At 61.8% G+C, this 21,868-nt stretch carries 17 protein-coding genes and 2 pseudogenes; 8 read left to right on the top strand and 11 right to left on the bottom strand.

The features are described 5' to 3' along the window. Window positions 1-121: 121 nt before the first annotated feature. A pseudogene (locus tag ACVWWD_RS29570) lies at window positions 122-220 on the bottom strand (DUF2243 domain-containing protein); the annotation flags it as partial. 388 nt (window positions 221-608) lie between these two features. On the opposite strand from ACVWWD_RS29570, the gene ctaD reads away from it, so the two are divergent. Beyond that, complete coding sequence (gene ctaD, locus ACVWWD_RS29565; protein WP_457103675.1) at window positions 609-2,267, top strand: cytochrome c oxidase subunit I; 1,659 nt, start codon at window positions 609-611, stop codon at window positions 2,265-2,267. Window positions 2,268-2,300: 33 nt separating this feature from the next. Here the strand turns inward: ctaD and sdhD are convergent, their stop codons facing one another. Then, the gene (gene sdhD, locus ACVWWD_RS29560; protein ID WP_031241491.1) at window positions 2,301-2,690 is read right to left on the bottom strand and encodes a succinate dehydrogenase, hydrophobic membrane anchor protein; all 390 of its coding nucleotides are present in this window, start codon (window positions 2,688-2,690) and stop codon (window positions 2,301-2,303) included. Window positions 2,691-3,379: 689 nt separating this feature from the next. Between sdhD and cphA the strand changes: the two genes are divergently transcribed. From cphA to ACVWWD_RS29540, 4 genes are all read left to right on the top strand, one after another. Then, window positions 3,380-6,157, top strand: a complete 2,778-nt coding sequence (gene cphA, locus ACVWWD_RS29555) for a cyanophycin synthetase (protein WP_457103674.1) — start codon at window positions 3,380-3,382, stop codon at window positions 6,155-6,157. Further along, window positions 6,157-7,056, top strand: a complete 900-nt coding sequence (locus tag ACVWWD_RS29550) for an isoaspartyl peptidase/L-asparaginase family protein (RefSeq protein WP_023774666.1) — start codon at window positions 6,157-6,159, stop codon at window positions 7,054-7,056. Before cphA ends, ACVWWD_RS29550 begins: the two co-directional genes overlap by 1 nt. Next, the gene (locus ACVWWD_RS29545) at window positions 7,053-7,877 is read left to right on the top strand and encodes a cyanophycinase (RefSeq protein WP_023774665.1); all 825 of its coding nucleotides are present in this window, start codon (window positions 7,053-7,055) and stop codon (window positions 7,875-7,877) included. Before ACVWWD_RS29550 ends, ACVWWD_RS29545 begins: the two co-directional genes overlap by 4 nt. Before the next feature lie 238 nt (window positions 7,878-8,115). Beyond that, a complete protein-coding gene (locus tag ACVWWD_RS29540) occupies window positions 8,116-8,625 on the top strand; it encodes an alpha/beta fold hydrolase (RefSeq protein WP_245275616.1) in 510 nt (169 codons plus the stop codon). A gap of 1,129 nt (window positions 8,626-9,754) precedes the next feature. On the opposite strand, the gene ACVWWD_RS29535 is transcribed toward ACVWWD_RS29540, so the two are convergent. The 5 genes from ACVWWD_RS29535 to ACVWWD_RS29515 form a co-directional block, all read right to left on the bottom strand. Next, a complete protein-coding gene (locus tag ACVWWD_RS29535) occupies window positions 9,755-10,030 on the bottom strand; it encodes a hypothetical protein (protein ID WP_156939445.1) in 276 nt (91 codons plus the stop codon). Between the two features lie 913 nt (window positions 10,031-10,943). Continuing rightward, window positions 10,944-11,492 carry a hypothetical protein gene (locus ACVWWD_RS29530; RefSeq protein WP_023774660.1) on the bottom strand — a complete coding sequence of 183 codons (549 nt, stop codon included), beginning with the start codon at window positions 11,490-11,492 and terminating at the stop codon, window positions 10,944-10,946. Between the two features lie 10 nt (window positions 11,493-11,502). Then, complete coding sequence (locus ACVWWD_RS29525) at window positions 11,503-12,678, bottom strand: zinc-dependent alcohol dehydrogenase (RefSeq protein ID WP_023774659.1); 1,176 nt, start codon at window positions 12,676-12,678, stop codon at window positions 11,503-11,505. 298 nt (window positions 12,679-12,976) lie between these two features. Beyond that, window positions 12,977-13,138: a hypothetical protein gene (locus ACVWWD_RS29520; RefSeq protein WP_352565453.1), complete on the bottom strand. Its 162-nt coding sequence runs from the start codon at window positions 13,136-13,138 to the stop codon at window positions 12,977-12,979. Between the two features lie 59 nt (window positions 13,139-13,197). Then, window positions 13,198-13,485 carry a hypothetical protein gene (locus ACVWWD_RS29515; RefSeq protein ID WP_156939444.1) on the bottom strand — a complete coding sequence of 96 codons (288 nt, stop codon included), beginning with the start codon at window positions 13,483-13,485 and terminating at the stop codon, window positions 13,198-13,200. A 493-nt stretch (window positions 13,486-13,978) separates the two neighbouring features. Between ACVWWD_RS29515 and ACVWWD_RS29510 the strand changes: the two genes are divergently transcribed. From ACVWWD_RS29510 to ACVWWD_RS29500, 3 genes and pseudogenes are all read left to right on the top strand, one after another. Then, window positions 13,979-14,839, top strand: coding sequence for an SIR2 family NAD-dependent protein deacylase (locus ACVWWD_RS29510; protein WP_023774655.1), 861 nt, complete (start codon window positions 13,979-13,981; stop codon window positions 14,837-14,839). Window positions 14,840-14,890: 51 nt separating this feature from the next. Continuing rightward, window positions 14,891-15,270 (top strand): annotated as a pseudogene (locus tag ACVWWD_RS29505) (NADH-quinone oxidoreductase subunit D); the annotation flags it as partial. Between the two features lie 429 nt (window positions 15,271-15,699). Then, entirely contained in the window at window positions 15,700-17,100 is a 1,401-nt protein-coding gene (locus ACVWWD_RS29500) for a Do family serine endopeptidase (protein ID WP_031248753.1), read from the top strand. Window positions 17,101-17,300: 200 nt separating this feature from the next. On the opposite strand, the gene ACVWWD_RS29495 is transcribed toward ACVWWD_RS29500, so the two are convergent. From ACVWWD_RS29495 to ACVWWD_RS29480, 4 genes are read right to left on the bottom strand one after another with little or no spacing between them, the layout of a single operon-like run. Next, window positions 17,301-18,266 (bottom strand): ABC transporter permease, encoded by a 966-nt coding sequence (locus ACVWWD_RS29495; protein WP_457103673.1) that lies wholly within the window; start codon window positions 18,264-18,266, stop codon window positions 17,301-17,303. A gap of 3 nt (window positions 18,267-18,269) precedes the next feature. After that, entirely contained in the window at window positions 18,270-19,274 is a 1,005-nt protein-coding gene (locus ACVWWD_RS29490) for an ABC transporter permease (protein ID WP_023775460.1), read from the bottom strand. Continuing rightward, on the bottom strand, window positions 19,271-20,815 hold the full coding sequence (locus tag ACVWWD_RS29485; protein ID WP_352565458.1) for a sugar ABC transporter ATP-binding protein: 1,545 nt from the start codon (window positions 20,813-20,815) through the stop codon (window positions 19,271-19,273). The genes ACVWWD_RS29490 and ACVWWD_RS29485 overlap by 4 nt, the downstream gene beginning before the upstream one ends. A gap of 60 nt (window positions 20,816-20,875) precedes the next feature. Further along, entirely contained in the window at window positions 20,876-21,856 is a 981-nt protein-coding gene (locus ACVWWD_RS29480; protein ID WP_457103672.1) for an ABC transporter substrate-binding protein, read from the bottom strand. Between the last annotated feature and the right edge of the window lie 12 nt (window positions 21,857-21,868).

The following is a 21,868-nucleotide window of genomic DNA, read 5'->3' as shown; positions in this document are numbered from 1 at the left end:
ACCATGGCGAGCCGCAGGATCTCGGTCGTCCTCCCTGGACGCGCGCCGGAAGCCCTGGCGGCACCAGCAGCACCGCGCCGGTGACCGCCAGCACGTACATGAACAGGTGGAACCGGCCGTCGGCCATGATCTGGAAGCGCAGGTCGGAGCCCGCCGGGCCGGCCAGGCCCGAGAGAAGATGATCCCGTTGCAGGATCTGATGCAAGACGATGCCGTCCACGAAACCGCCGAGCGCGAAGCCGAGCAGCAGCCAGCCGGCTCTTGTTCTCGAATCGAGTGTCGCGTGATCGCGCCCATGTCAGGACCATCGGCTCCAAGCCGGGCGTTCAATTGCCTAGGCACAGACATGTCCGGCGGCGTGGGGTCATGGAGACCATGACGCGCCTCGATCCAGAAGGCGGATATCAGCCCGCCAACCACCGTCGTCAGAACCAGGCTCGCAGCAATTATCGCCAGCATGGACGTGGATCCTCAGCCGTGCAGGGCCGGCCCCGCGGAACCTAACCGCAGCTTCCGTGGAATGTTCCTACCGCCGGTTCGGTGAGGGAACAATCAAGTTCCAGCACGGTTCGGGTGCTGGTTGACGGACAGGTCAAGCGGAGAAGGTCATGAGCGAAGATACGGCGGCAGTTCCAGGCAGTCGCGACGACCATAAGCCAAGCGGCATCACCCGGTGGCTGTTCTCGACCAACCACAAGGACATCGGCACACTTTATCTGATCTTCGCTTTCCTCGCGGGCATCATTGGGATGCTCTTGTCGGTGGGCATGCGAATCGAGCTGCAGCAACCCGGCATCCAGTTTTTCCCGGGACTGGCGTCGATGATCTACGGCTACCAAGGCGACGAGGCGGTAGATGCCGGAAAGCAACTTTATAACGTATTCACCACGGCCCACGCGCTGATCATGATCTTCTTCACCGTGATGCCCGCCCTGATCGGTGGCTTCGCCAATTGGATGGTTCCGATCATGATCGGCGCCCCCGACATGGCGTTCCCGCGCATGAACAACGTATCGTTCTGGTTGCTGCCGCCGGCATTCATGCTGCTTTTGTTGTCGATCTTCATGCCCAGCGTCCCCGGCGGCTATGGACCCGGCACCGGTTGGTTCCTCTACCCGCCGTTGTCGACGTCGGGCCATCCCGGTCCTGCCGTCGATCTGGTCATTCTTTCACTTCATATTGCAGGCGCTTCCTCGACATTGGGCGCCATCAATTTCATCACGACGATCTTCAATATGCGCGCTCCGGGCATGACGTTGCACAAGATGCCCCTGTTCGTTTGGTCGATCCTCATCACCGGTTTCCTGCTGCTGCTGGCTCTGCCGGTGCTGGCCGGCGCCATCACCATGCTCCTGACCGATCGCAATTTCGGAACCACGTTCTTCGCGCCGGACGGCGGAGGCGACCCGCTGCTGTACCAGCATCTCTTCTGGTTCTTCGGCCACCCGGAAGTCTACATCATGATCCTGCCGGCGTTCGGCATCGTCAGCCAGGTGATCTCGACCTTCTCGCGAAAGCCGATCTTCGGGTATCTGGGGATGGTGTACGCAATCGTGGCGATCGGAGTGATCGGCTTCGTCGTCTGGGCCCACCATATGTACACCAGCGGGATAGGCCTCGACACCCAGCGCTACTTCACCTTCGCCACGATGGTGATCGCAGTGCCGACCGGGATTAAAGTGTTCTCCTGGATTGCAACCATGTGGGGCGGTTCGATCAGCCTGCGGACGCCGATGCTCTGGGCCCTCGGCTTTATATTCCTGTTCACCGTTGGCGGCGTGACGGGCGTTCAACTCGCAAATGCCGGCCTCGACCGTGAACTGCACGACACATACTTCGTCGTCGCGCATTTCCACTACATACTTTCACTGGGAGCGATCTTCGGCATTTTCGCGGGCTGGTATTACTGGTTTCCGAAAATGACGGGATATCTCTACAATCCGCTTCTGGCTGGGATCCATTTCTGGACGACCTTCGTCGGCGTGAACCTCGTCTTCTTCCCCCATCACTTCCTTGGATTGGCTGGCATGCCGCGTCGCTATGTCGACTATCCCGACGCATTCGCCGGCTGGAACATGGTGTCCTCGTATGGATCGTACCTGTCGGCCGCCAGTGTCGTGATTTTCCTCCTCGGCATCTTGGAAGCTTTCTACCGGCAAAGAGCCGCCGGCATGAATCCGTGGGGGCCAGGAGCTACCACATTGGAGTGGGACCTGACCTCTCCACCCCCTTTCCATCAATGGGACAGGCTGCCGCAAATCAGATGAGGCGCGCGCAGGCCACGCGAGGCCGTGAACCTGCTATCGGAAGCTGATTACGAGCACGGCGAAAAAGCTGACGAGCGCTACTGCCCAGCAAAACAACCAGTTGGCGATCAGCAGGACCGATTTCAGCACGGTGGCGTGGCAGTAGTCTTCGATGATCGATTGCATGCCCAGCCGCATGTGGACGCAGTTGACCAGAACGAAGGCGATGAGGGCGGGTGCGACATAGATCGATCCGATGACGCGGATGACGACATCTCGGGGCTCTCCAATCAGCCTTATGACGACCGCTACGACGTAAATAACGAGGATCAACAGTGCAGCAGATGTCAGCCGCTCCAGCATGAACGCTTCGGTTCCGTGCTTAGCCGATCCAAGGCCCCGCACTCGAGCTAACGGAGTTCTGATCGAGCGCCTGTCAGCCATTTTGCTCCTCCAAACTTACCTGGTTCCGTTGCCCGCAACTCAAGCTGTTGCTGTCCAATGCTCCGGCTCGCGTCACCGACGGATAGTGCGCAAGCGCGCTCTCCAGTTTGCAAAGCGAGGTTTTTGAGCGGCTAGCTCGTATCCTGAACGCCATCCAATCTTCTTGGGTCTGCCAGCTTTCCACAACTCGCTTTCAAGGAGCGAGATGCTGAGGCGGACCGCCTCGATCTCTTTGACCAGCGCGGCCTTAACCAGATTCCGACGCTGCATGGCCGTACTTCCGTTGTGCAAGGGTGGCGCCAAACACAGGGCATTTGGAAATGTTCCCCCGTGGCCGTCCGGCGTTGAAAATCTAAACGCCTCGATGCTGCGCTTAAAGCGGTCGCCACGAGCCCAAGCCCGGCATACGGCACTCGGTAGCTGGGATCTCTGTACAGTCCGTGGTTTGTACGCCATCCTGGTCGGGGCTCGCCTCCAATGGGCCGAGGCGTGGCGGGCGAATGCTTAGGAACGAGCAGCCGGAATGCTTGGCCTGCCCCTCGCGGCAGGTAGGATGATTAGACTCTGTTCTTTGGCCAACATATGTTAAAAGGGCTTTTTGTTTCCTGTCCTGCAAAAAGATTTGCATCTCGTAGCCGGGAACTGACCGACCCTCAACAAGTTGCGGGATTAGTCAGGAGAAACGGACTATGTCGGACACCGAAATTCATCGAAACGCTTCGCGTTTTCGCACTATCCGTGTCGAGGACGCTCGGGTGTTCCGCGGCCCCCATCTTTACAGCATGACACCTATGGTCCAGATCCGGATAGACCTCGGAGACCTTGAAGCGTTCCCGACAGACAAACTGCCCGGATTCACCGAAAACATTGTTCGCCTGTTGCCCGGCCTTGCGGCCCATGGCTGCAGCTATGGCGTCGCCGGCGGGTTTGTCCGCCGCATGCAGGAAGGAACCTGGCTCGGCCACGTCGTCGAGCATGTCGCCCTGGAACTGCAGAGAATGCTCGGTGACCGGGTGACACGAGGAAAGACACGGTCGGTCAAAGGCAGTCCGGGCACTTACAACGTCATGTTCGCCTATAAGGATGAGCTTGTCGGGCTGCTTGCGGGACGCCTCGCGCTTGAACTGGTGGACAGCCTGTTGCCGGCCAATCTGCGTGGCGTTGATGGGCTCGGCGACATTGCGGAAACGCAGGGGCCATTCGAGTTCGCAGCTAGGCTGCAGCAGCTCAAGCGCCTGGCCGCCGAGCGTGCCTTAGGCCCCACGACTGCTTCCTTGGTGCGCGAGGCCGAGAGACGGGGCATTCCCACGGCGCGGATCGACGACAGCAGCCTCGTGCTGTTTGGTCACGGAAAGCACCAGAAGCGGATCCGCGCCAGTTGCAGCGACCTCACTTCCGAGATTGCGACCGAGATCGCCTCGGACAAGGACTTGACCAAATTCCTGCTGAAACAGGCGGGGCTACCGGTGCCACGCGGGGAACTGGTGCGATCGGCGCAGGACGCGGTCGCAGCAGCAGCACGGCTGGGCTACCCTGTGGTCACCAAACCACTCGATGGCAATCATGGAAGCGGCGTCAACATCGGTCTCGCAACAGAAGACGACGTCCGCTGGGGCTTCGAACAGGCGCGAGAACACAGCCGCAGCGTTATCGTCGAGAAGCATTTCGTCGGCTTGGACCACAGGATCCTGGTGATCGGCGGAAAGGTGGTGGCGCTTGCCGAGAGGGTTCCGGCCCATGTGGTCGGCGATGGCCGGAGTTCTGTCGCCCAGCTCGTCGAAGAGACGAACCGCGATCCGCGGAGGGGAGAGGGCCATTCCTCGGTATTGACCCGCATTGAGATCGACGAACGCGTCGAGCATTTCCTGTCAAAATCGCAGCTCACCCTGGCGAGCGTTCCAGTGCCTGGTCAAATGGTGCTGTTGCGGCCCACCGCCAACCTCTCCACCGGCGGGACGGCGATCGACCGGACGGAAGAAATCCATCCCGAAAACGCGCTGATCGCCAGGCGGGCGGCACAGATCGTCGGTCTCGATATTGCCGGGATCGACTTTGTCTGCCCCGACATCTCACGGCCGGTCAGCGAGACCGGCGGTGGCATCATAGAGGTGAACGCCGGTCCCGGGTTCCGCATGCATCTCGAGCCTTCCTCGGGTCGCGCCCGCAACGTGGCACGGCCGGTGCTCGATCTACTCTTCAGGGGTGGCAAGGACGGCCGCATTCCGATTTTCGCGATCACAGGGACAAACGGCAAGTCGACCACCGCCAGAATGCTGGCGCACATCCTGCAGGCGAATGGTGCAACTGTCGGGCTCACCTCGACCACCGGCGTGTACCTGAACGGCGAACGAATCATCGCAGGCGACTGCTCGGGTCCGCAAAGCGCCAGGATAGTGCTGCGCGAGCCGGGCGTCGATGTCGCGGTGCTGGAATGTGCACGCGGCGGGATCCTACGCGAAGGGCTCGCCTTCGGCGCGTGCGACGTTGGCGCGGTGCTGAACGTCCATGGCGATCATCTCGGGCTGAAGGGCATCGACACCATCGAAGATCTGGCCGAAGTGAAGTCGGTCGTCGCCCAGTCCGTCCGCCGCGGCGGATGGAGCGTTCTCAATGCCGATGATGTCCACACGTCCGCAATGTCGCGCGATGCGGGCGGCAGGATCTGCTACTTCTCGCTGGCGAGCAGGAGCGAGTGGCCCGATTTCTTGCGTAGCCACCTGGCGGAAGGCGGCCGCGCCGTGACCCGGGAGCCCAGCAGCGACGGTTGGGACATTTTCATCCACGAGGATGGGGAGTCGATGTTCTTGATGAGCGTCGACGAAATCCCCGCGACCTTCGAGGGTTCGGCCGAATTCAACGTTGCCAACAGCCTGGCAGCCGTCGCGATGGCGCATTGCCACGACATTCCGGCGGCAACGATCCGGGCGGCGCTGGGCGAGTTTAGCACCTCGTTCGAGCAATCTCCCGGTCGCCTCAACGTCTTCGACGGGCATGATTTCCGCACTATTGTCGACTATGCGCACAATCCGGAGGGGCTGAAGGCGCTCGGAAAGCTCGTTTCCCACATGAGGCGCGATTACCAGCGCACGATCGGCCTGGTCGCCATACCGGGTGACCGCCGCGATTGCGACATACGCAAGATGGGTGCGATCGCTTCGCGGATATTCGATGTCATCGTCTTCAAGGAAGATGAGCAGGAGCTGCGCGGCCGCGCCCCCGGCGCGATCGCCGGCTTGCTGCGGGAAGGTGCCTTGACCGCCGGCTGCGCCCCAGGCCGCATACACGCCGTCTGTCCCGAGAAGGAGGCCGTCGACGTGTGTCTCCGGCTTGCACGTGAGAACGACCTTGTCGTGCTCACCGTCGACGACGTTGAGGCTGTGTGGCGACAGGTGACCGGCTTCGGAGGCGCGACGCCTTCGAGGCGAGGGCCTGATCAGACCCATGTTCGCCATCTGAGGGCCGGCTGATGTGGTCGCTAATCCTGCATGGCGGCGCCAAGGAGATCGATCCGCAAGAAGAGGAGGCGCATCGCAATGGATGCATCGAGGCACTCGAGGCAGGTCGGGCCGTCCTGGCCGGCGGCGGAACCGCGGTCGATGCGGTGGAAGCTGCCGGTCGTGTCCTCGAGGCGGACCCGACGTTCAATGCGGGATATGGAAGTGCCCTCAATTCGGACGGCGAGGTCGAGATGTGCGCTGGCTTGATGGAGGGCAGGGACTTCAATGTGGGTGCCGTCGCAGTGATCAAGGGCGTGCGCCATCCCATCAGTGTCGCGAAAGCCATGCTGCATGAGAAGCCAATCCTGCTGGCATCGGAGGGGGCCCGGCGTTTCGCCGCCGACAAGCAGCTGGAGCTTTGCCATCCGGCGGATTTGATCACGCCGCAGCAGCGCGAGGCCTCCAGCAAGTCGGAGGCGAAGGATACGATCGGTGTGGTTGCCCTGGATCAGTACGGGGGCATCGCTGTTGGCACTTCGACCGGCGGACTGGACGGCAGTGCTCCGGGTCGTGTGGGAGATTCTCCGCAACCTGGTTGCGGCTACTATGCCGACAACCGGTTGGGAGCCGTGGCCCTTTCGGGAGACGGTGAGCATATCGCGCGAAAGGCTCTCGCCGCTCACGTCATGCAGGCACTCTCGGCGCGGCAGGCACTGTCCTCGGGACAGGCTGAGAGCGGCCTGGAGCAGGTGCTGAATCCCGCGCTCAACGAAGTCGAGGCGATCGGCGGCGAAGCCGGAGCCATCGTGCTTACCGCGACCGGCATGTCTGGATGGGCGCATAACAGCCGGGAGTTCGCAGTCGCATTCATGACCAGCGAGGACAACCACCCGCACGTTTTCCTGCGCAAGAAAGACGTGGGCAAATGACCGATAGGAAGAAAAAGCGATCCTCGAACGGTAAAGCCGGAACGCTCGTCATCATCGGCGGCCACGAGGACCATGATGGCGATCGTGTCATCTTGAAGGAGGTAGCGAGCCTGGTTCCGAACGGGCGCCTGGTGCTTGCCACCATCGCGTCTCATGAACCGGATGGCTATCTCGAGAAGTATCAGAAGTCCTTCGGTGAGCTGGGCATCAAGGATGTCATCGAACTCTACGTCAACGACCGCCTCGAGGCAGCTCATGAAAAAAAAATAAGTGCGCTTGCAGACGTGAGTGCGGTGTTCTTCTCCGGTGGCGACCAGCTCCGGATCACCAGCCAGATCGGCGACACGCCTATCGACGAGCGGGTGCACGAAATCTATGAAGCCGGAGGCATCGTTGCCGGCACGTCCGCCGGCGCGTCGGTCATGAGCGAGACGATGATGGTGAGGGGACCGAACGCGGCGTCCTTTCGGATCGGCCACATTCGCATGGCTCCCGGGCTGGGCCTGCTGCCGAATGTGATCATTGACCAGCACTTTGCGGAGCGGGGCCGCATTGGGCGGCTCATCGGGGCGGTGTCGCAGAACCCGCGCGTCCTCGGCATCGGCATCGATGAAGACACCGCAATCGTGGTGAAGGGCGAGATGTTTAAGGTCATTGGCAGCGGCGCTGTCTATCTGGTCGATGCAGCCGGCGTGACACATTCCAACATCGCGGAAGGCGAACCTGATGCCGCCCTTTCCATTCATGATCTGAGGGTTCACGTGCTGAGCTCCGGCGATGCCTTCGATCTCGGAAAGCGACGTCCGGCAGGGGTTCCATGAGACTTCGATACCTGATGGCAAAGATACGGCGGGTTAGGCGACGCCGATGCGGATGCGCAACCGCGACGCAACGGTGGACCACTGTAGACCCAGCGCTGGAGTTCAGTTTGTTTTCAAACCGGATAAAGCTCGCCACGCCGTTTGCGCTGCCGCCGTGTCGCCGGCGGCATACAATCACGCGCGCGCCAGGAAGGCCTTGGCTCCCCGTTGCATGGGACGCACTCTGAGGATCGACGGGGTGGACCTGAGCATCATCGAGAAAGGCAGCGGGCCTCCTTTGCTCCTGCTACATGGGAGTGGCTCGGTTACGGAGGATTTTGCGGTTAGCGGCGTGCTCGACCTGGCGAGTGCCAAACATCGGGTCCTCGCCTTCGACCGGCCTGGCTTCGGCGGAAGCACGCGACCGGCTCGAAAACGCTGGTCTGCGTGCGAGCAGGCCGACCTCTTCCACGAGGCCGCCGCCAACCTCGGCGTCCACAAAGATCTCGTGCTCGGACATTCCTGGGGCGCTTGGATTGCGCTGGAGATGGCCCGCAGGCATGCTCCCTCGGTCGCCGGCCTGGTGTTCGTCTCGGGTTATTACTATCCCTCACCGAAGCCGGGGCTCGCTCTTGCAGCACTACCGGCCGTACCGCTGATAGGTTCGGCATTCCGTCACACCTTGCTGCCACTCGCAGTAAGGCTCGGCTGGCCATCGGCCATGCAAAGATCTTCCGGCCCGGGCCGATCTCGGACGTTTTTTCGGTAAGCACAAAGGAGACAGCAGCGACGCGCTCTCGCCAGTTGCACGCTGACCATCATCGATCAGGGCAGCCTGGGGAAGGGCAGAGTGCTTGCGCCCAGCCGGTTCGCCGGCGTCGCCATTGCCCCCCGGCCGGGAGCCTACAATAGATTCCGATTCGCCCGACACCCAAGCGGCCGAGAACCGCCTCCCGAGGGCGTCGGGTCACGCCGGCGATGGATCCGCAGCAGAGCCTGCAGGAATTTGCTGCAAAAGATCGCCGAGGCGCCTGCCTCGCCTTAACCGGCGTTCTCGCCTGAACGATCGAAGTGATTGCGGCCACAGTCACAGCGCTTTCGGCGATCATGTTGACGAGACGGCGGTCGGGGGCCGCGGCGCTGGAAGGACCTCTTCAGAGCCTCGTGGGCAAGCTGTTGTGAGACCAGATCGCGCTGCTTTTCGGCTGCTCACATACCGGTACAGTGGCGTTGCCGGGCCCGCCGCATCAGATAGGGTCTACTAACCCCGCGGTGGATCTGCAGCATTCCTATCCGTGAAGGAACGTTTCATCTTCGGCCACCCGACGCAGCCATGCATTCCGCTCGACAGCAAGGTGCCTCGGCCGCATGCCGCAATGGTCGCTCGGCTGCGTCTGCCGGTCTAGACGGAGCCCGGCCCGCGGCATGAAGCGGATTGTTGAAAAGGTGTCGAGGTAGATCATGCGCCGCCATCGGTTGGGACGGTCAAGCGGCGATTGCTTCTACCGGTCGCCTGACCGCCGTTTCGCTTCCTCATCATCCTGCGCCCGGTATTCTTGAGAATCTTGAGTGCCTCGTCCTGGGGAGGCCGCACTTTCGGTCAAAGTATTTCGCTTCGATGGCCGTTCGCGATCCGCCCGAGGCTCGGTGTTCTGGTTGGCCTTCTTGCCCACCGATGCGATCGCCCCAATTTTATCGCCTGCTGGCGGTCGAGCACCCGCGCCGTGGGCGGGCCGACACAGGGATCGGGTCAGGCAGCTCCGCTGCCTGGCTCGAACTGCGGTTTGGCGATCGTTTTCTAGACCGCAAACTCGCAAGAGATGCCTGGCACCAGACTTGGCAGTGGCTTTCGAGGCCTGTCATCCCACCGCGCTTAACCTGCAGACAAATGCAGAGCTTCAACAGTTTTTCGCCGCTTTCATCCCTGACGGAATTTCCGCTACGTGGCCCTCGATGCGCCCGGCCGAACGCAGCCGGTAGATCAGCTCACACGACATGTGAGCCAGGCGCGAAAAGGCCTCGCGCAGTCCGACATTGATGACCCATTCCCTGCAGATGGCGGCGTCGATCAGCGACCGCCAGAACGCTGTCGCCGGTGCAAGATGCTGTTCGCAGATGGCGCGCAGCGTGTCGTGCCGCATGAAGCCGACACGCGATGGCGTCAGGGTCGACAAGCTGCAGTCCATCACCGAAAGTTGTTGTCCGTGCAGATCTGGATGTCGCCGTCACGAAGAATGTGTGATCTGCCGCTTACCCTCCCGGTATATTTGGTGGAGCCGACCAGGCCGTCGATGAGGACAAACGAATGGGAAGGCCGGTCGCCCTCACGGACAAGGTCATGATTGGCCTGAAATTCCTTCTCCTGGATCGGGATTCCTCTCAGGACAGCCAGATCGGATTCCCGCAGCTCAGAGATTCACTGCAGCTTGCGAATGAGGGCTTCCGAGGGTGAGGTTGGGGAGAAAAGACCTGGACATCTGTCTTAGCCGAACTTTCAATCGCCTCGAATGTCCCGGGCCCGGGAGCGGATCGAAACTGATGCGGGCGGGCCAAAAGGGCCAAAAGACCCCGCAGGGTCCTGTCTCGGAACAAATCATCCACGATCCTGTTGGGCGGGGATGCCACAACTTCATTCCAAATGTCGAGGTGTGACGACGGACGAAGGGAAGCTGAAGATGCCGAAATCTCCCTTCCGCGCCGCTCCCAGCGAGAGGCAAGATCGAAGCCGGCCCGAAAACATCTCCGCAACAGGATCCGGTGGAGGGGTCTCGCGAGACTATCGATCGCGAACTCGAGCGGACATGCGACGAAAATCCGACGCAGCGGAACGCTTGCGCCGAGACCTGCAAAAAGAGGTTGCGGAAGAGACCGAGCTGCCCGAACGCGGCTCGGCATAAGGACCTACCGGGCAGGACATGGAACGCTCCACCCGGGGCGGTATCGCTGCTTCTTCGTGCTGCCACGCCCGTCACAAACGGCGCCATACCAAGACGCCAGGCCCTTTCCGACACGAAACCAACCACCCAAGGCGTTGTGGCCTAGCGAGAAGCGACCTATCGCAGGTCGCATCTCGCCAGGGACGCTCTGTCAGGCCGCGCCGGCGTCCTGGCTACGCTGCGACCGGGCAAAGTCGCGGGCTGCGGCAGTGCCTCTGGGGAAGCCGCTGCGATCGCCGTAGTCGCGCGGCCTGGTCCCGCCGCGAGAGTGTCGCGCGGTCACGCCCTTCGCACCGATGATGTCGAGCAATGTGATGCCGGCGAACATGGCAAGCGCAAGGCCCACATTGTCGCGCTTGGGGTTGTCATGCCGATACGCTGTCAGCAATGTTGCAATGTCCAGGCCGTCGCCGGCGACCCGGCTCCACAGCCCGGCCTGCTTGTCCACTGAAAGTGAGAGTATGCCGCTGCTTATCTCCCGCGCCCCATAAGCACGGATGAGATCTTCCTTGCCGCTCATGCCGAGCGCTCGGGCGATCCGCTCGCCGCCGACAAGCTCCGCGACACCTAGCGCGATGCTGAACCAGCCGAGCCTGCGGGCAAGTTTTTCCGAGGCGCCGACCACACTTGGCCCAGCTTTCAGCACTTTAGGATCGCCAGGCGATCGGGTGACATTGGTAAGCTTCGCAACCACGTTCATGACGGTTTTCCTACGGCTTCAATACGACCTTGATGCAGCTGTCCTGCTTGTCGCGGAACACCTTGTACATTTCGGGTCCCTGCTCGAGCCCGACGGTATGGGTGATGACGAAGGAGGGGTCGATCTGGCCATCTTCGATGAGGCGCAACAGACCCTCGGTCCAACGGTTGACATGGGTCTGCCCCATGCGGAAGGTGAGCCCCTTGTTCATTGCCTGTCCGATCGGAATCTTGTCGACCAGCCCACTATAGACACCGGGAATCGAGATCACTCCGGCCGGCCGGCAGACATAAATCATCTCGCGCAACACATGCGGTCGATCGTTTTCCATCAGCATCAACTGCTTTGCGCGATCGTAGACGGTGTCGGGCTGGGCCAGCGAGACGTGGCTTTCCATGCCGACGCAATCGATGCACTTATCTGGGCCCTTTCCGGCGGTGAGTTCCTGCAGCCGTTCGACGACACTTTCCTGGGCGAAATTGATAGTGATGGCACCGCCGGCCGCGGCCATGGACAGCCGTTCCGGCAGGCGATCGATCGCCACCACCTGTTTGGCGCCGAGAAGCAGGGCGCTGCGTATCGCCATCTGCCCGACTGGCCCGCAGCCCCACACCGCAACCGTATCGGTGGGCTCAATGTCGCACTGTGCCGCCGCTTGCCATCCGGTGGGAAGAATATCGCCGAGGAAAAGGACCTGCTCGTCGGTGAGGCTGTCAGGCACCTTTACGTGCGTGGCGTCGGCGAACGGCACCCGCATGTATTCCGCCTGTCCCCCGGGATAGCCGCCGGTCAAATGAGTGTAGCCGAACAGACCCGCCGTGGGGTGCCCGAAAACCTTGTCGCCGAGATTCTTGTTGCGGTTCGTACGTTCGCAAACCGAAAAGTTCTGTCGCTTGCACTGGTCGCACTGGCCGCAGATGATGGTGAACGGTACGACAATGCGGTCTCCCTTCTTCAGAGCGCCGTCGACGCCCTTGCCGACCTCGACGACCTCTCCCATCATCTCGTGGCCCATGATGTCGCCGGGCAGCATGGCTGGCACATAGTTGTGGTAGAGGTGAAGGTCAGAGCCACATATGGCGCAACTCGTCACCCTGATGATCGCGTCACGTTCATCCTCAATTTCTGGATCCGAAACCTGATCGCAGCGTACGTCTTCCTTGCCGTGCCAGACCAACGCTCGCATAGCTCGCTCCTCTGTTCGCAAGATCTGAGGGTGGGGCCCCGCGCACGTCCTAAGCGGGCCGATGCTTTGTCGGATCGACTGCCTTTCGAACCGCAAGGGCGGACCGATGTTCCGGTGCGTCGAGAGAAATTTTGGAGCCATTCCAGACCGGGCGCCTTGTAAGGAGCTGTCCAAGGCGAGCAGTCCTTAAAGATTGGAGCGAACCGACGCTGCTTTATCAGTGGGGAACCACTCTGGAGCGCTCGCAAGCACGTTGCGCCACCCCCAAATACCGCCGTCTTCATCGTCGACTTCGCTTCTAGTCCTGGGTAAGCGGCCCCCCATTTGATAGCGCCCGCAACTGCGCTGCAGCCGCCACCAAGGCGGCGCGATCTCTTCCGGTCGCCTTGATCAGCTCGCGAACCTGTTCCGCTGTGACGCCGGTTTGCCGGGCGAAGTCTTCGACGCTGTCGTCCGACAAATTCCGGCTCCTGTCGAGAAAGTCGCGCTCGCTTTATCATCTGCCATCTTCACTGCTCCTCACTGCGAGCAACGCACGATCCGCTCTCTTGTTGCAAGTTCCACGGAAACAAAAGGGATGTTGGGCGGGCGGGCGGAGAGAATCGGAACTGTCTGGCCTGTTCGCCGTTTGCAGGCATGGAACAGCTGAAGAAGGATCTTGCCGTTTTCGCGCATCCAGGCTTCCTGATCACGGTTGCGCTGCTGGTCACGCTTTACGCCGTGGGCGTAATAGAGCTCATCAGCACCTGCAGCTGTCTTTGACGATGCGAAGGCCGCCTGGACGCCAAGCGATCCGCCATCGGCCAACAGTTCCGGCAGTTAAAAGCACCGGCTCGTTGGAATTTTCCCAGCCACATGGAACATCTTCGGCCACTGGTGTTTAGGCCGGAATGACAATCATCTCTGTTCTTACGATCATCTACTGCTTCTCCATCTTTATCGGCGCGAAGCGGCGCAACCTGTTGGTGAATGCGAAGCTCGATAGAATCAGGCGCAATTTCGCTGGCGCAGAACTGGAACAACACGACCAGAAAGCCGTAACAGCGCCGATTGCCTCTCACAGCCAGTGTCGGCGACCGCCACTTCAGTTTTGGCGGCAAGTGGCTCGGCAGGAGAGCAAGGGCCGAGTCCTACGGGCGGGCGGGTGCATGGCGGAGCCGATTTGGGCGATAGCGGCGAAGCACCCTGTTGGCGGTACGCGCCATGCTGACTCGAATTGTGGAGCCGCTTCCATCGCTCGGGCCGGGCACTCTCCATGCGCTCAGGTCGACGTGCGCGAACGGTTTCGAAGGACTTAGCCATGAACGATGATCCTATAGATTCGCTCGCCAACGCAATTCGTCATCGCAGCGCAATCTTGTTTGTGGGGGCGGGGCTATCGATCAGCGTTGGACTTCCGTCTTGGGAGAAGCTCATAGAACGAATGGCAAAGGAGCTCGGCGTCGACGATGAATTTTCCATGCGGCGCGATCGTTTTCAGACCTTGGCCGAATACTATCGGATCAAGCATGGCAGCATCGGACCACTTCGCAGTTGGATGGACAGAAACTGGTCTGTCGCCAAGGAACGGATCGAGAAATCGGAGTTGCACCGTCTCATCGTGACGCTCGATTTTCCCGTCATCTATACGACGAACTATGACAGAAACCTGGAACTCGCTTTTGAGATTTACGGTCAAGAGTACGTGAAAGTGGCCAACGCACGTGATGTTGCCCACGCCCGTCGAGGCGTTACGCACATTGTGAAGTTTCACGGTGACTTCGACGAGGACTCGTCTCTTGTCCTCACCGAAACGGACTATCTCGATCGCCTCTCGTTCAACTCTCCCCTCGACGTGCGCTTTCGGTCGGATGCGCTCGGCAGCACGATCCTGTTCGTTGGCTACAGCCTTTCGGATCCAAACATTCGACTGCTGTTGCACCGGCTTTGGCAGACCTGGCATCGCTCTGGATACGAGAAGGATCGTCCCCCTTCGTTCATCTTCATGGCCAGCCGCAACCCCGTGGAGGAGGCCGTGCTTGGGCGGTGGGGCATTTCAGTGCTCGTTGGCGCAGGCGATGATCTTGAAGCCGGTCTAGTGGACTTCCTTGGGCGTTTGGTGGAAGCGGTGGGTGATGATGCAACGCCTGGATCATCCGTCGCGAAATGCACTCCGCCCTAGTGGAACAACGGCTTAGGCGAGAAGTTAGGCGGGCTCCCGAGGAGCGCCTGCATGGCAGACAACACCGTCCGAAATTTCAATATCAATTTCGGCCCCAACACCCTGCCGCACACGGCGTGCTTCGCTTGGTTCTTGAACTGGATGGAGAGGTCGTCGAACGGGTGGACCCTCACGTCGGGCTGCTGCATCGCGGCACGGAAAAACTGATCGAAACCAAAACCTACCTTCAGGCCCTGCCTTACTTCGACCGCCTCGACTACGTGGCACCGATGACTCAGGAGCACGCCTGGTGCCTCGCGATCGAAAAACTGACGGGCTTGGCTGTACCGCGGCGCTGGCAGTTGATCAGGGTTCTCTACAGTGAAATCTCGCGGATCATGTCTCATCTGCTGAATGTGACAACTCAGGCCATGGACGTGGGCGCGCTGAGTCATCAACATGATCTCGCTCGACGGGTTCGCGGCCGCCCCGTATGCAGCCGCCTCCAAGTCCGGCGGCGGGGTTGCCAGCGAGGACGACGGGGGTTGAGCGCTACTCATTGAGATCCGGTCCACTTCGTCCAGGCAGCTTAGCCGGCATGTTGGCCTCCATGGGCACATCGGACGTTTGCCGGAGCTGACGCCTTCGCTGTTGCTGATTTCTTCATATCCGGGACCAGTCCTATGAGACGGTTGAACTCGGCGGTCTCAATGGTTCCCGGCTGCTGCCTTGCGGACCCCCGCGGTCGGGCTGTTTTTCCTGGCCGTGCCATTTTCCCGGGGGGCTGAAACAAACAGCTCTGTTGGCAGTTCTAGCGTCCGGAGCACCGGCTCCGCGCGGCGGGGCCGAGCGGGCGGGGCTGCCCGGCAGGAGGTCCAGCAATGTCTCACGATGTGCAAAGACGATTTGCAACGCGCTTGATCGCGATTGCGCTGATGCTCTCGGCCTTTGGCGTGGCGCCTGTCCTGGCCCAGGATACCCCGACGGACTTCACAGCGATAATCCAGCAGAAATTGCCGGCCGTCGTCGCGATCACGACCCGGGAGGTTGTCCAGGACCAGACGACGGCAGGCGATTATTCAAGCCCGTTCGACGGCCAGGGCCTCGGACCCGTTCAGCGGCAGGTGAGGGAGGCGCTTGGCTCCGGATTTGTGATCAGTGCCGACGGCTACATCGTCACCAATAACCATGTCGTTGCCGACGCGACAGAGATCCATGTCGTATTTTCCGACAAGGAAACGGCGCCGGCGAAATTGGTCGGCCGTGACCCCGCCACTGATATAGCGGTGCTGAAGGTGGACCCGCGGCCCAACATGACCACGACCAAATGGGGTGACTCGGATGCAATGCAGCCGGGCGCATGGACAATCGCGATCGGCAGCCCGTTCGGGCTCGGAGGGACAGTCACTGTCGGCGTTCTTTCGGCCCGCTCGCGAGACATTCAAGCCGGGCCGTACGACGATTTTCTCCAGACGGACGCGTCGATCAATCGAGGCAACTCGGGCGGTCCGCTGTTCAACGCACGTGGCGAGGTGATCGGCGTCAACACCGCCATCGTCTCGCCGTCGGGCGGCAGCATCGGAATCGGGTTTGCGGTGCCATCGCGCACCGCCCAGAGCATCGCCGACCAGTTGATCCGAACTGGCCGGATCGTGCGCGGCTTCATCGGAGTCCGCCTGCAGGACATCACGCCGTCGCTGGCTGAGGCCCTCGGGATGAAGGATGACAAGGGCGCGCTGGTTGCTTCGGTTGAGCCCGGCAGCCCGGCGGAGAAAGCCGGCTTGAAGCCGGGTGACGTGATCACCCGGTTCAACGGCAAGGTCATTGAGGGTGTCCATGACCTCACGCTTGCGACGGCTAGCCAGAAGCCTGGCAGCAAGGCCACTCTGACACGGAGTAACGGCGGCAAGGACCAGGAGATCGCGCTTGTCATCGGTGAGCGCAAGGATGCGGAGGTGAAGACCGGCGCTGTTCCCGACAAGAAGTCGGCGGCCGAAGGCCTCGGCCTATCCCTCAGCCCGATTCCGGATCAGGCGCGTCAGCAGCTAGGCATCAAATCAGGAACAACCGGCGTCTTCGTCGTGGAAGTGGTTCCCGATGGCCTTGCCGCCCGGAGCGGATTGCAGCCCGGCGATGTCATCATATCGGCCAACAATCGCCGCGTGACGGAGCCTTCGGATATCGTCGAGGAGTGGGCGAACTCTCGCCGGCAGAGCAAGCCCATCCTGTTTCGGCTGGAAAGGCAGGGGCAGTCCGTGTTCGTGGCGGTCGCCGGGAAATGACCGTCTCCAGGACGGCCATGTGACTGCACCACGATCAGCTTCCGGATCCCGCTCCAAAGGCGCCGGACGCCATGTGCAATAGGGGAGCATCGCCGCAGAAAGTCTTCGGGATGCGCTCATCGGGCCGGGCGCGCAACGCGCACTCATTCTGCAGCGCCAGAACTCTTTTGAGCTCATCGTGCTCGAAGGCGTTCGCCACCTCACGCAGTTTCGCGCCTTGCCGTAAGCCTTGCCTGGAGAAGGACGACGACGAGCAAAAATAGCCCGCGGATCACTGACTGCCAGTAGGCTGACAGCGAAATCCAACCCATGCCGTTTTCGAAGTTCAGGACGTTGAAAAGGATGCCGAGCAACAGCACGCCGGCCAGCGTCGTTAACACCGAGCCCGAGCCGCCGGTCAGCAGCGTCCCGCCCGCGACCACGGCTGCGATGGCAAACAGCTCCCAGCCGACGCCCTCGATCGGCTGGCCTGCGCCGAACTGAGAAGCGAGAACGACGCCGGCGAGCCCGGCCAGGCACCCGCTTGCCACATAGACGAGAAATTTGACGCGGTCCGTGCGCAGCCCCATCAGCCGCGAGGCATCCTCGCCGCCGCCGATGGCCAGCACCGTCCTTCCCGTGCTGGTGTAGTTCAGGACCACTGAGCCGACGACATAGGCAACCAGGGCGATGACTGCCGGAATCGGGAAAATCCAGAAATTCCCTTGGCCGATGGCGGTGAAACCCGAATCGTAAGACACCGAAACGGTCTGGTTGCCGGCCAGAAGCAGCGCCGAGCCGCTTGCGGCCAGCATGGTGGCAAGCGTGGCGATGAATGGCATCAGGTTGCCGCGCGTAACCAGGAGCGCGTTGATCAGCCCGGCTGCCAGGCCGGCGCCAACGCCCGCTGCAAGGCCTGCCACGATGCCGTGCGGGCTGGCCAGGGCCGACGCGACGCTGCCCAAGGCGGCGACGGAGCCGACGGACAGGTCTATGCCGCCGGTCATGATCACGAAGCACATGCCGAGCGCGACGAGCGCGAACATCGAGTTGTAGCGCAGAACGCTCATCACGTTGAAGAGGCCGAGGAAGCGGTCGTAGCGCAGGAATCCGAACAGGACGAGGGCTGCAAGCGCGATGACGACACCGTAAGTGCCGATGATGCGAACCAGTCTGGCGCTGTTCATGGATTACACCCGGTGTTGCTGCTGCAGCCAGACGGCGAATGCGATGATGCCGGCCTTGACGACGAGCGCAGCGGCGTCGGGCACGCCATTCGCGAGCAGCGTGTAGCGCACCAACTGGATGGTCAGTGCGCCCAGCAGGGTGCCGATGATTGTGGCCTTTCCGCCACTCAACAGCGTGCCGCCCACCGCGACCGCCGCGATGGCGTCGAGTTCCATGCCCAGCCCCACGAGATTGGCGTCGCTGGAGGAGTTGATCGCAATGACGACGAGACCGGCTAGCCCCGCGCACAGGCCGCTGATCGCATAGACAGCGAGCTTGATCCTCGATACGGCGATGCCGGCGAGTTCAGAGGCCTTTTCATTGCCGCCGACCGCCAGGATGCTTCGCCCGAACACCGTGCGGTGAAGGGCCCAAGCGGCCGCCGCAACCAGCACGGCCATGATGATGACCTGCGCGGGAATGCCGAGCGGGCGGGCAAGTCCGATCCACTGGAATTGCGGCACGCGGAAGGTCTGCAGATTGCCGTTGGTTATGACCTGCGCGATCCCGCGCCCGGCGATGAACAGCACGAGCGTTGCGACGATCGGTTGGATGCGGAAACGCGAGACCAACCAGCCGTTGAACAGCCCGAACAGGCCGGCGACGAGGATCGAGGCAATCATCGCGACGGCTACCGCCAGATAGATGTTTCCGACCGGGAAGATCGTGCCCATGAAGATCATCGGCGCCAATGCGCCGGAGATCGCCATCAGCGAACCAACCGACAGGTCGATGCCGCCGGTGGCGATCACCAGGGTCATCCCCACCGCGACGATCACAATCGTGCAGACCTGGGTTAGGTTGACGTTGAGTGTCTGCAGCGTCGCGAAATTGCGCGTATAGGCAAGGTTGAAGACCACCAGCAGCACAAGCGCGATCACCGTGCCGTAGCGCGCCAGGAAACCGAACACATCAAAGCGGCGGTTTCCAGCGTCGTTGGCTGCGGATGGTGTAGCCAGATCGCTCACGCTGCCTCCTTCGCCGCGCCGCCATGCGCCATCGCCGCGAGCACGTCCTCCTCGTCGGCTGCCTGGCCTTCCAGTTCGGCCACCCTCACTCCTTCGCGCAGCACGAATATGCGGTCGGCTCCTTCCATCACTTCCTCGAGTTCCGAGGAGATCATCAGCACGCCGAGCCCGTCATCGGCAAGCTTGCGGATGATGCGCTGGATCTCGGCCTTGGCCCCGACATCGATGCCGCGCGTCGGCTCATCGAGAATGAGCAGCTTCGGGTTCATTGCCAGCCAGCGGGCAAGCAGCACCTTTTGCTGGTTGCCGCCCGACAACTCGCGGACCTTCTGGTTAGGCCCCGAGCATTTGATGTCGAGTTCACGAATGAAGCGCTCGACGATCTCCTTCTGCCGGGCCTCGTTCAGGATGCCATTGCGGCTGATTTTCGGCAGCAGCGCCAGTGTTATGTTCTCCGCGACGGTCATTTCCGGCACGATGCCCTCGGCCTTGCGGTCCTCAGTGCAGAAGCCCATCCCTGCGGCGATGGCATCAGCGGCACGTGCGGGATGGTAGGACGCGCCCTCCATCGTCATCTCGCCTGCGCTCCGGCGGTCGGCGCCGAATACGAGGCGGGCTGTTTCGGTGCGGCCGGCGCCGAGCAAGCCGGCAAAGCCGGCGATCTCGCCGCGGCGCAGGTCGAAGCTCACGTCACGGACCAACTGGCCGGCCGCCAGCCCTTGCGCGGTAAACAGCACATCACCGATCCTCGACCGATCGCGCTCGCCGAACGCGGTCGCGTGGCCTTCGACGGCTGCGACGTCGCGGCCGAGCATGGCCGCGACCAGCTCCAGCTTGCCGATGTCGCTCATCGCCGCGCTTCGCACCGTGCGGCCGTCACGCATGATCGTGACCCGGTCGCAGACCTCGTACAACTCGTCGAGCTTGTGGCTGACGAACAGAACGGAGACGCCGTCGGCCTTGAGCTGACGGATAACGCTGAACAAGACCGAGACTTCACGCTCGTCCAGCGAGGAGGTCGGCTCATCCATGATCACGAGGCGGGCGGAAAAGCCGATGGCGCGGGCGATCGCCACCATCTGCTGCGTGGCGGTGTTGAAATCGCTGAGCGGGCGGCGCACGTCGATGCCGATCGAGAAGCGGCTGAGCAGGCGCTCGGCTTCCGCATGCATCGCGCTCCAGTCGAGCAGGCCGCGGCGGCGCTTCTCGCGTCCAAGGCAGATGTTCTCGGTGACCGAGCGCAGCGGTACGAGATTGATCTCCTGGTAGATGGTGCTGATGCCGCTGACCTGGGCCTGATGCGGAGACCCAACCTCGAACGGCTTCCGTTCGAACAGCACCTGGCCCGCATCCCGGCGGTAATAGCCGGTGAGCACCTTGATAAGTGTCGATTTGCCCGCACCGTTCTGGCCGATGAGTGCGTGGATCTCGCCCGGAAGAACCTGGAGCGAGGCATCGGCCAGGGCAGGGATGCCGGCAAAACGCTTCTGGATGTCACGCATGTCCAGGAGCAGCGCGGCTTGGTCCGGCTGAGCGGTCATCGTCAAACTCCCAAACCCTACCCGCCGAAGCGGGTAGGGCAGATGGAAAGAAAGTGGATATCAGAACGCAATATCGAAGTCTTTCTTCGCGTTCGTGGCGTCGAAGAAGGCATCCTCGTTCTTGATGAACGGCGGGATCTTCTTGCCGGCCGCATAGTCGGCCATCGTAGCGAAGGCCTTCGGCCCGAACAGCGGGCTGCAAGCGCAGATAGCGCCGATCTTGCCGTCAATGATCGCCTGGACGCCTTCCTTCTCGCCGTCGATCGACAAGATCAGCACATCCTTGCCCGGGGTCTTGCCGGCTGCTTCCAAAGCGGCGATGGCGCCCAGCGCCATCTCATCATTATGCGCGTAGATGATATCCGCATCAGGGTGCGCCTGAAGCAGCGTCTCGGCGACCTGCCGGCCCTTGTCGCGGGCGAAGTCGCCGGACTGCGACGCCAGGATGGTGAACTGCGAGTGCTTGGCGATGAAATCGTCGAAGCCTTTCTTGCGGTCGGTAGCGGCCGAGGCTCCGGTCGTGCCTTCCAGCTCGATGATCTTCGACTTGCCATTGGCGTTCTTGACCAGCCATTCGCCGACGCGGGTCGCCTCCTGGATGAAATCCGAACCGATGAAGCAGACATAATCCTCGCCCGGCTTGGCCATGGTGTGATCAACGTCGCGGTCGACCAGAAACACCGGTATGCCGGCATCGCGCGCGGCAAGAATGACCGGCACCAGGGGCTTGTCTTCGCGGGGCGGCAGGAAGATTGCGTCGACGCCCTGCGCGATCATCGAGTTCACGTCGGAGGCCTGCTTGGCCGACGAACCGGCGGCATCCGTGTAGACCAGCTGATTGCCGAGCTTGGCGGCTTCGTCATGCATGCTCTTGGTCTCGGCAAGGCGCCACGGATTGTTGCTTTCCGTCTGGGCGAAACCGACCTTGTACTTGTCCTTCTTGGCGAGCGGCGGGAGCGCCGCGAAGGCGCGTGAGCCGAGCGTCAGCGCGAGCGCGCCGACGGCGGAGCCAACCAGTAGTTTTCGACGGGTTATGATCATGCTCTTTCCTCC

Source organism: Mesorhizobium sp. URHB0026, from assembly GCF_054059755.1.
This window is presented reverse-complemented; position numbering and strand designations above follow the sequence as displayed.

Excerpts from the sequence above, each read along its gene's own strand:
- ACVWWD_RS29480 (WP_457103672.1), bottom strand. The coding sequence starts at position 21,856 with ATGATCATAACCCGTCGAAAACTACTGGTTGGCTCCGCCGTCGGCGCG.
- ACVWWD_RS29510 (WP_023774655.1), top strand. The coding sequence starts at position 13,979 with ATGAACGATGATCCTATAGATTCGCTCGCCAACGCAATTCGTCATCGC.
- ctaD (WP_457103675.1), top strand. The coding sequence starts at position 609 with ATGAGCGAAGATACGGCGGCAGTTCCAGGCAGTCGCGACGACCATAAG.
- ACVWWD_RS29485 (WP_352565458.1), bottom strand. The coding sequence starts at position 20,815 with ATGACCGCTCAGCCGGACCAAGCCGCGCTGCTCCTGGACATGCGTGAC.
- ACVWWD_RS29530 (WP_023774660.1), bottom strand. The coding sequence starts at position 11,492 with ATGAACGTGGTTGCGAAGCTTACCAATGTCACCCGATCGCCTGGCGAT.
- cphA (WP_457103674.1), top strand. The coding sequence starts at position 3,380 with ATGTCGGACACCGAAATTCATCGAAACGCTTCGCGTTTTCGCACTATC.
- sdhD (WP_031241491.1), bottom strand. The coding sequence starts at position 2,690 with ATGGCTGACAGGCGCTCGATCAGAACTCCGTTAGCTCGAGTGCGGGGC.
- ACVWWD_RS29500 (WP_031248753.1), top strand. The coding sequence starts at position 15,700 with ATGTCTCACGATGTGCAAAGACGATTTGCAACGCGCTTGATCGCGATT.
- ACVWWD_RS29495 (WP_457103673.1), bottom strand. The coding sequence starts at position 18,266 with ATGAACAGCGCCAGACTGGTTCGCATCATCGGCACTTACGGTGTCGTC.
- ACVWWD_RS29525 (WP_023774659.1), bottom strand. The coding sequence starts at position 12,678 with ATGCGAGCGTTGGTCTGGCACGGCAAGGAAGACGTACGCTGCGATCAG.
- ACVWWD_RS29545 (WP_023774665.1), top strand. The coding sequence starts at position 7,053 with ATGACCGATAGGAAGAAAAAGCGATCCTCGAACGGTAAAGCCGGAACG.
- ACVWWD_RS29550 (WP_023774666.1), top strand. The coding sequence starts at position 6,157 with ATGTGGTCGCTAATCCTGCATGGCGGCGCCAAGGAGATCGATCCGCAA.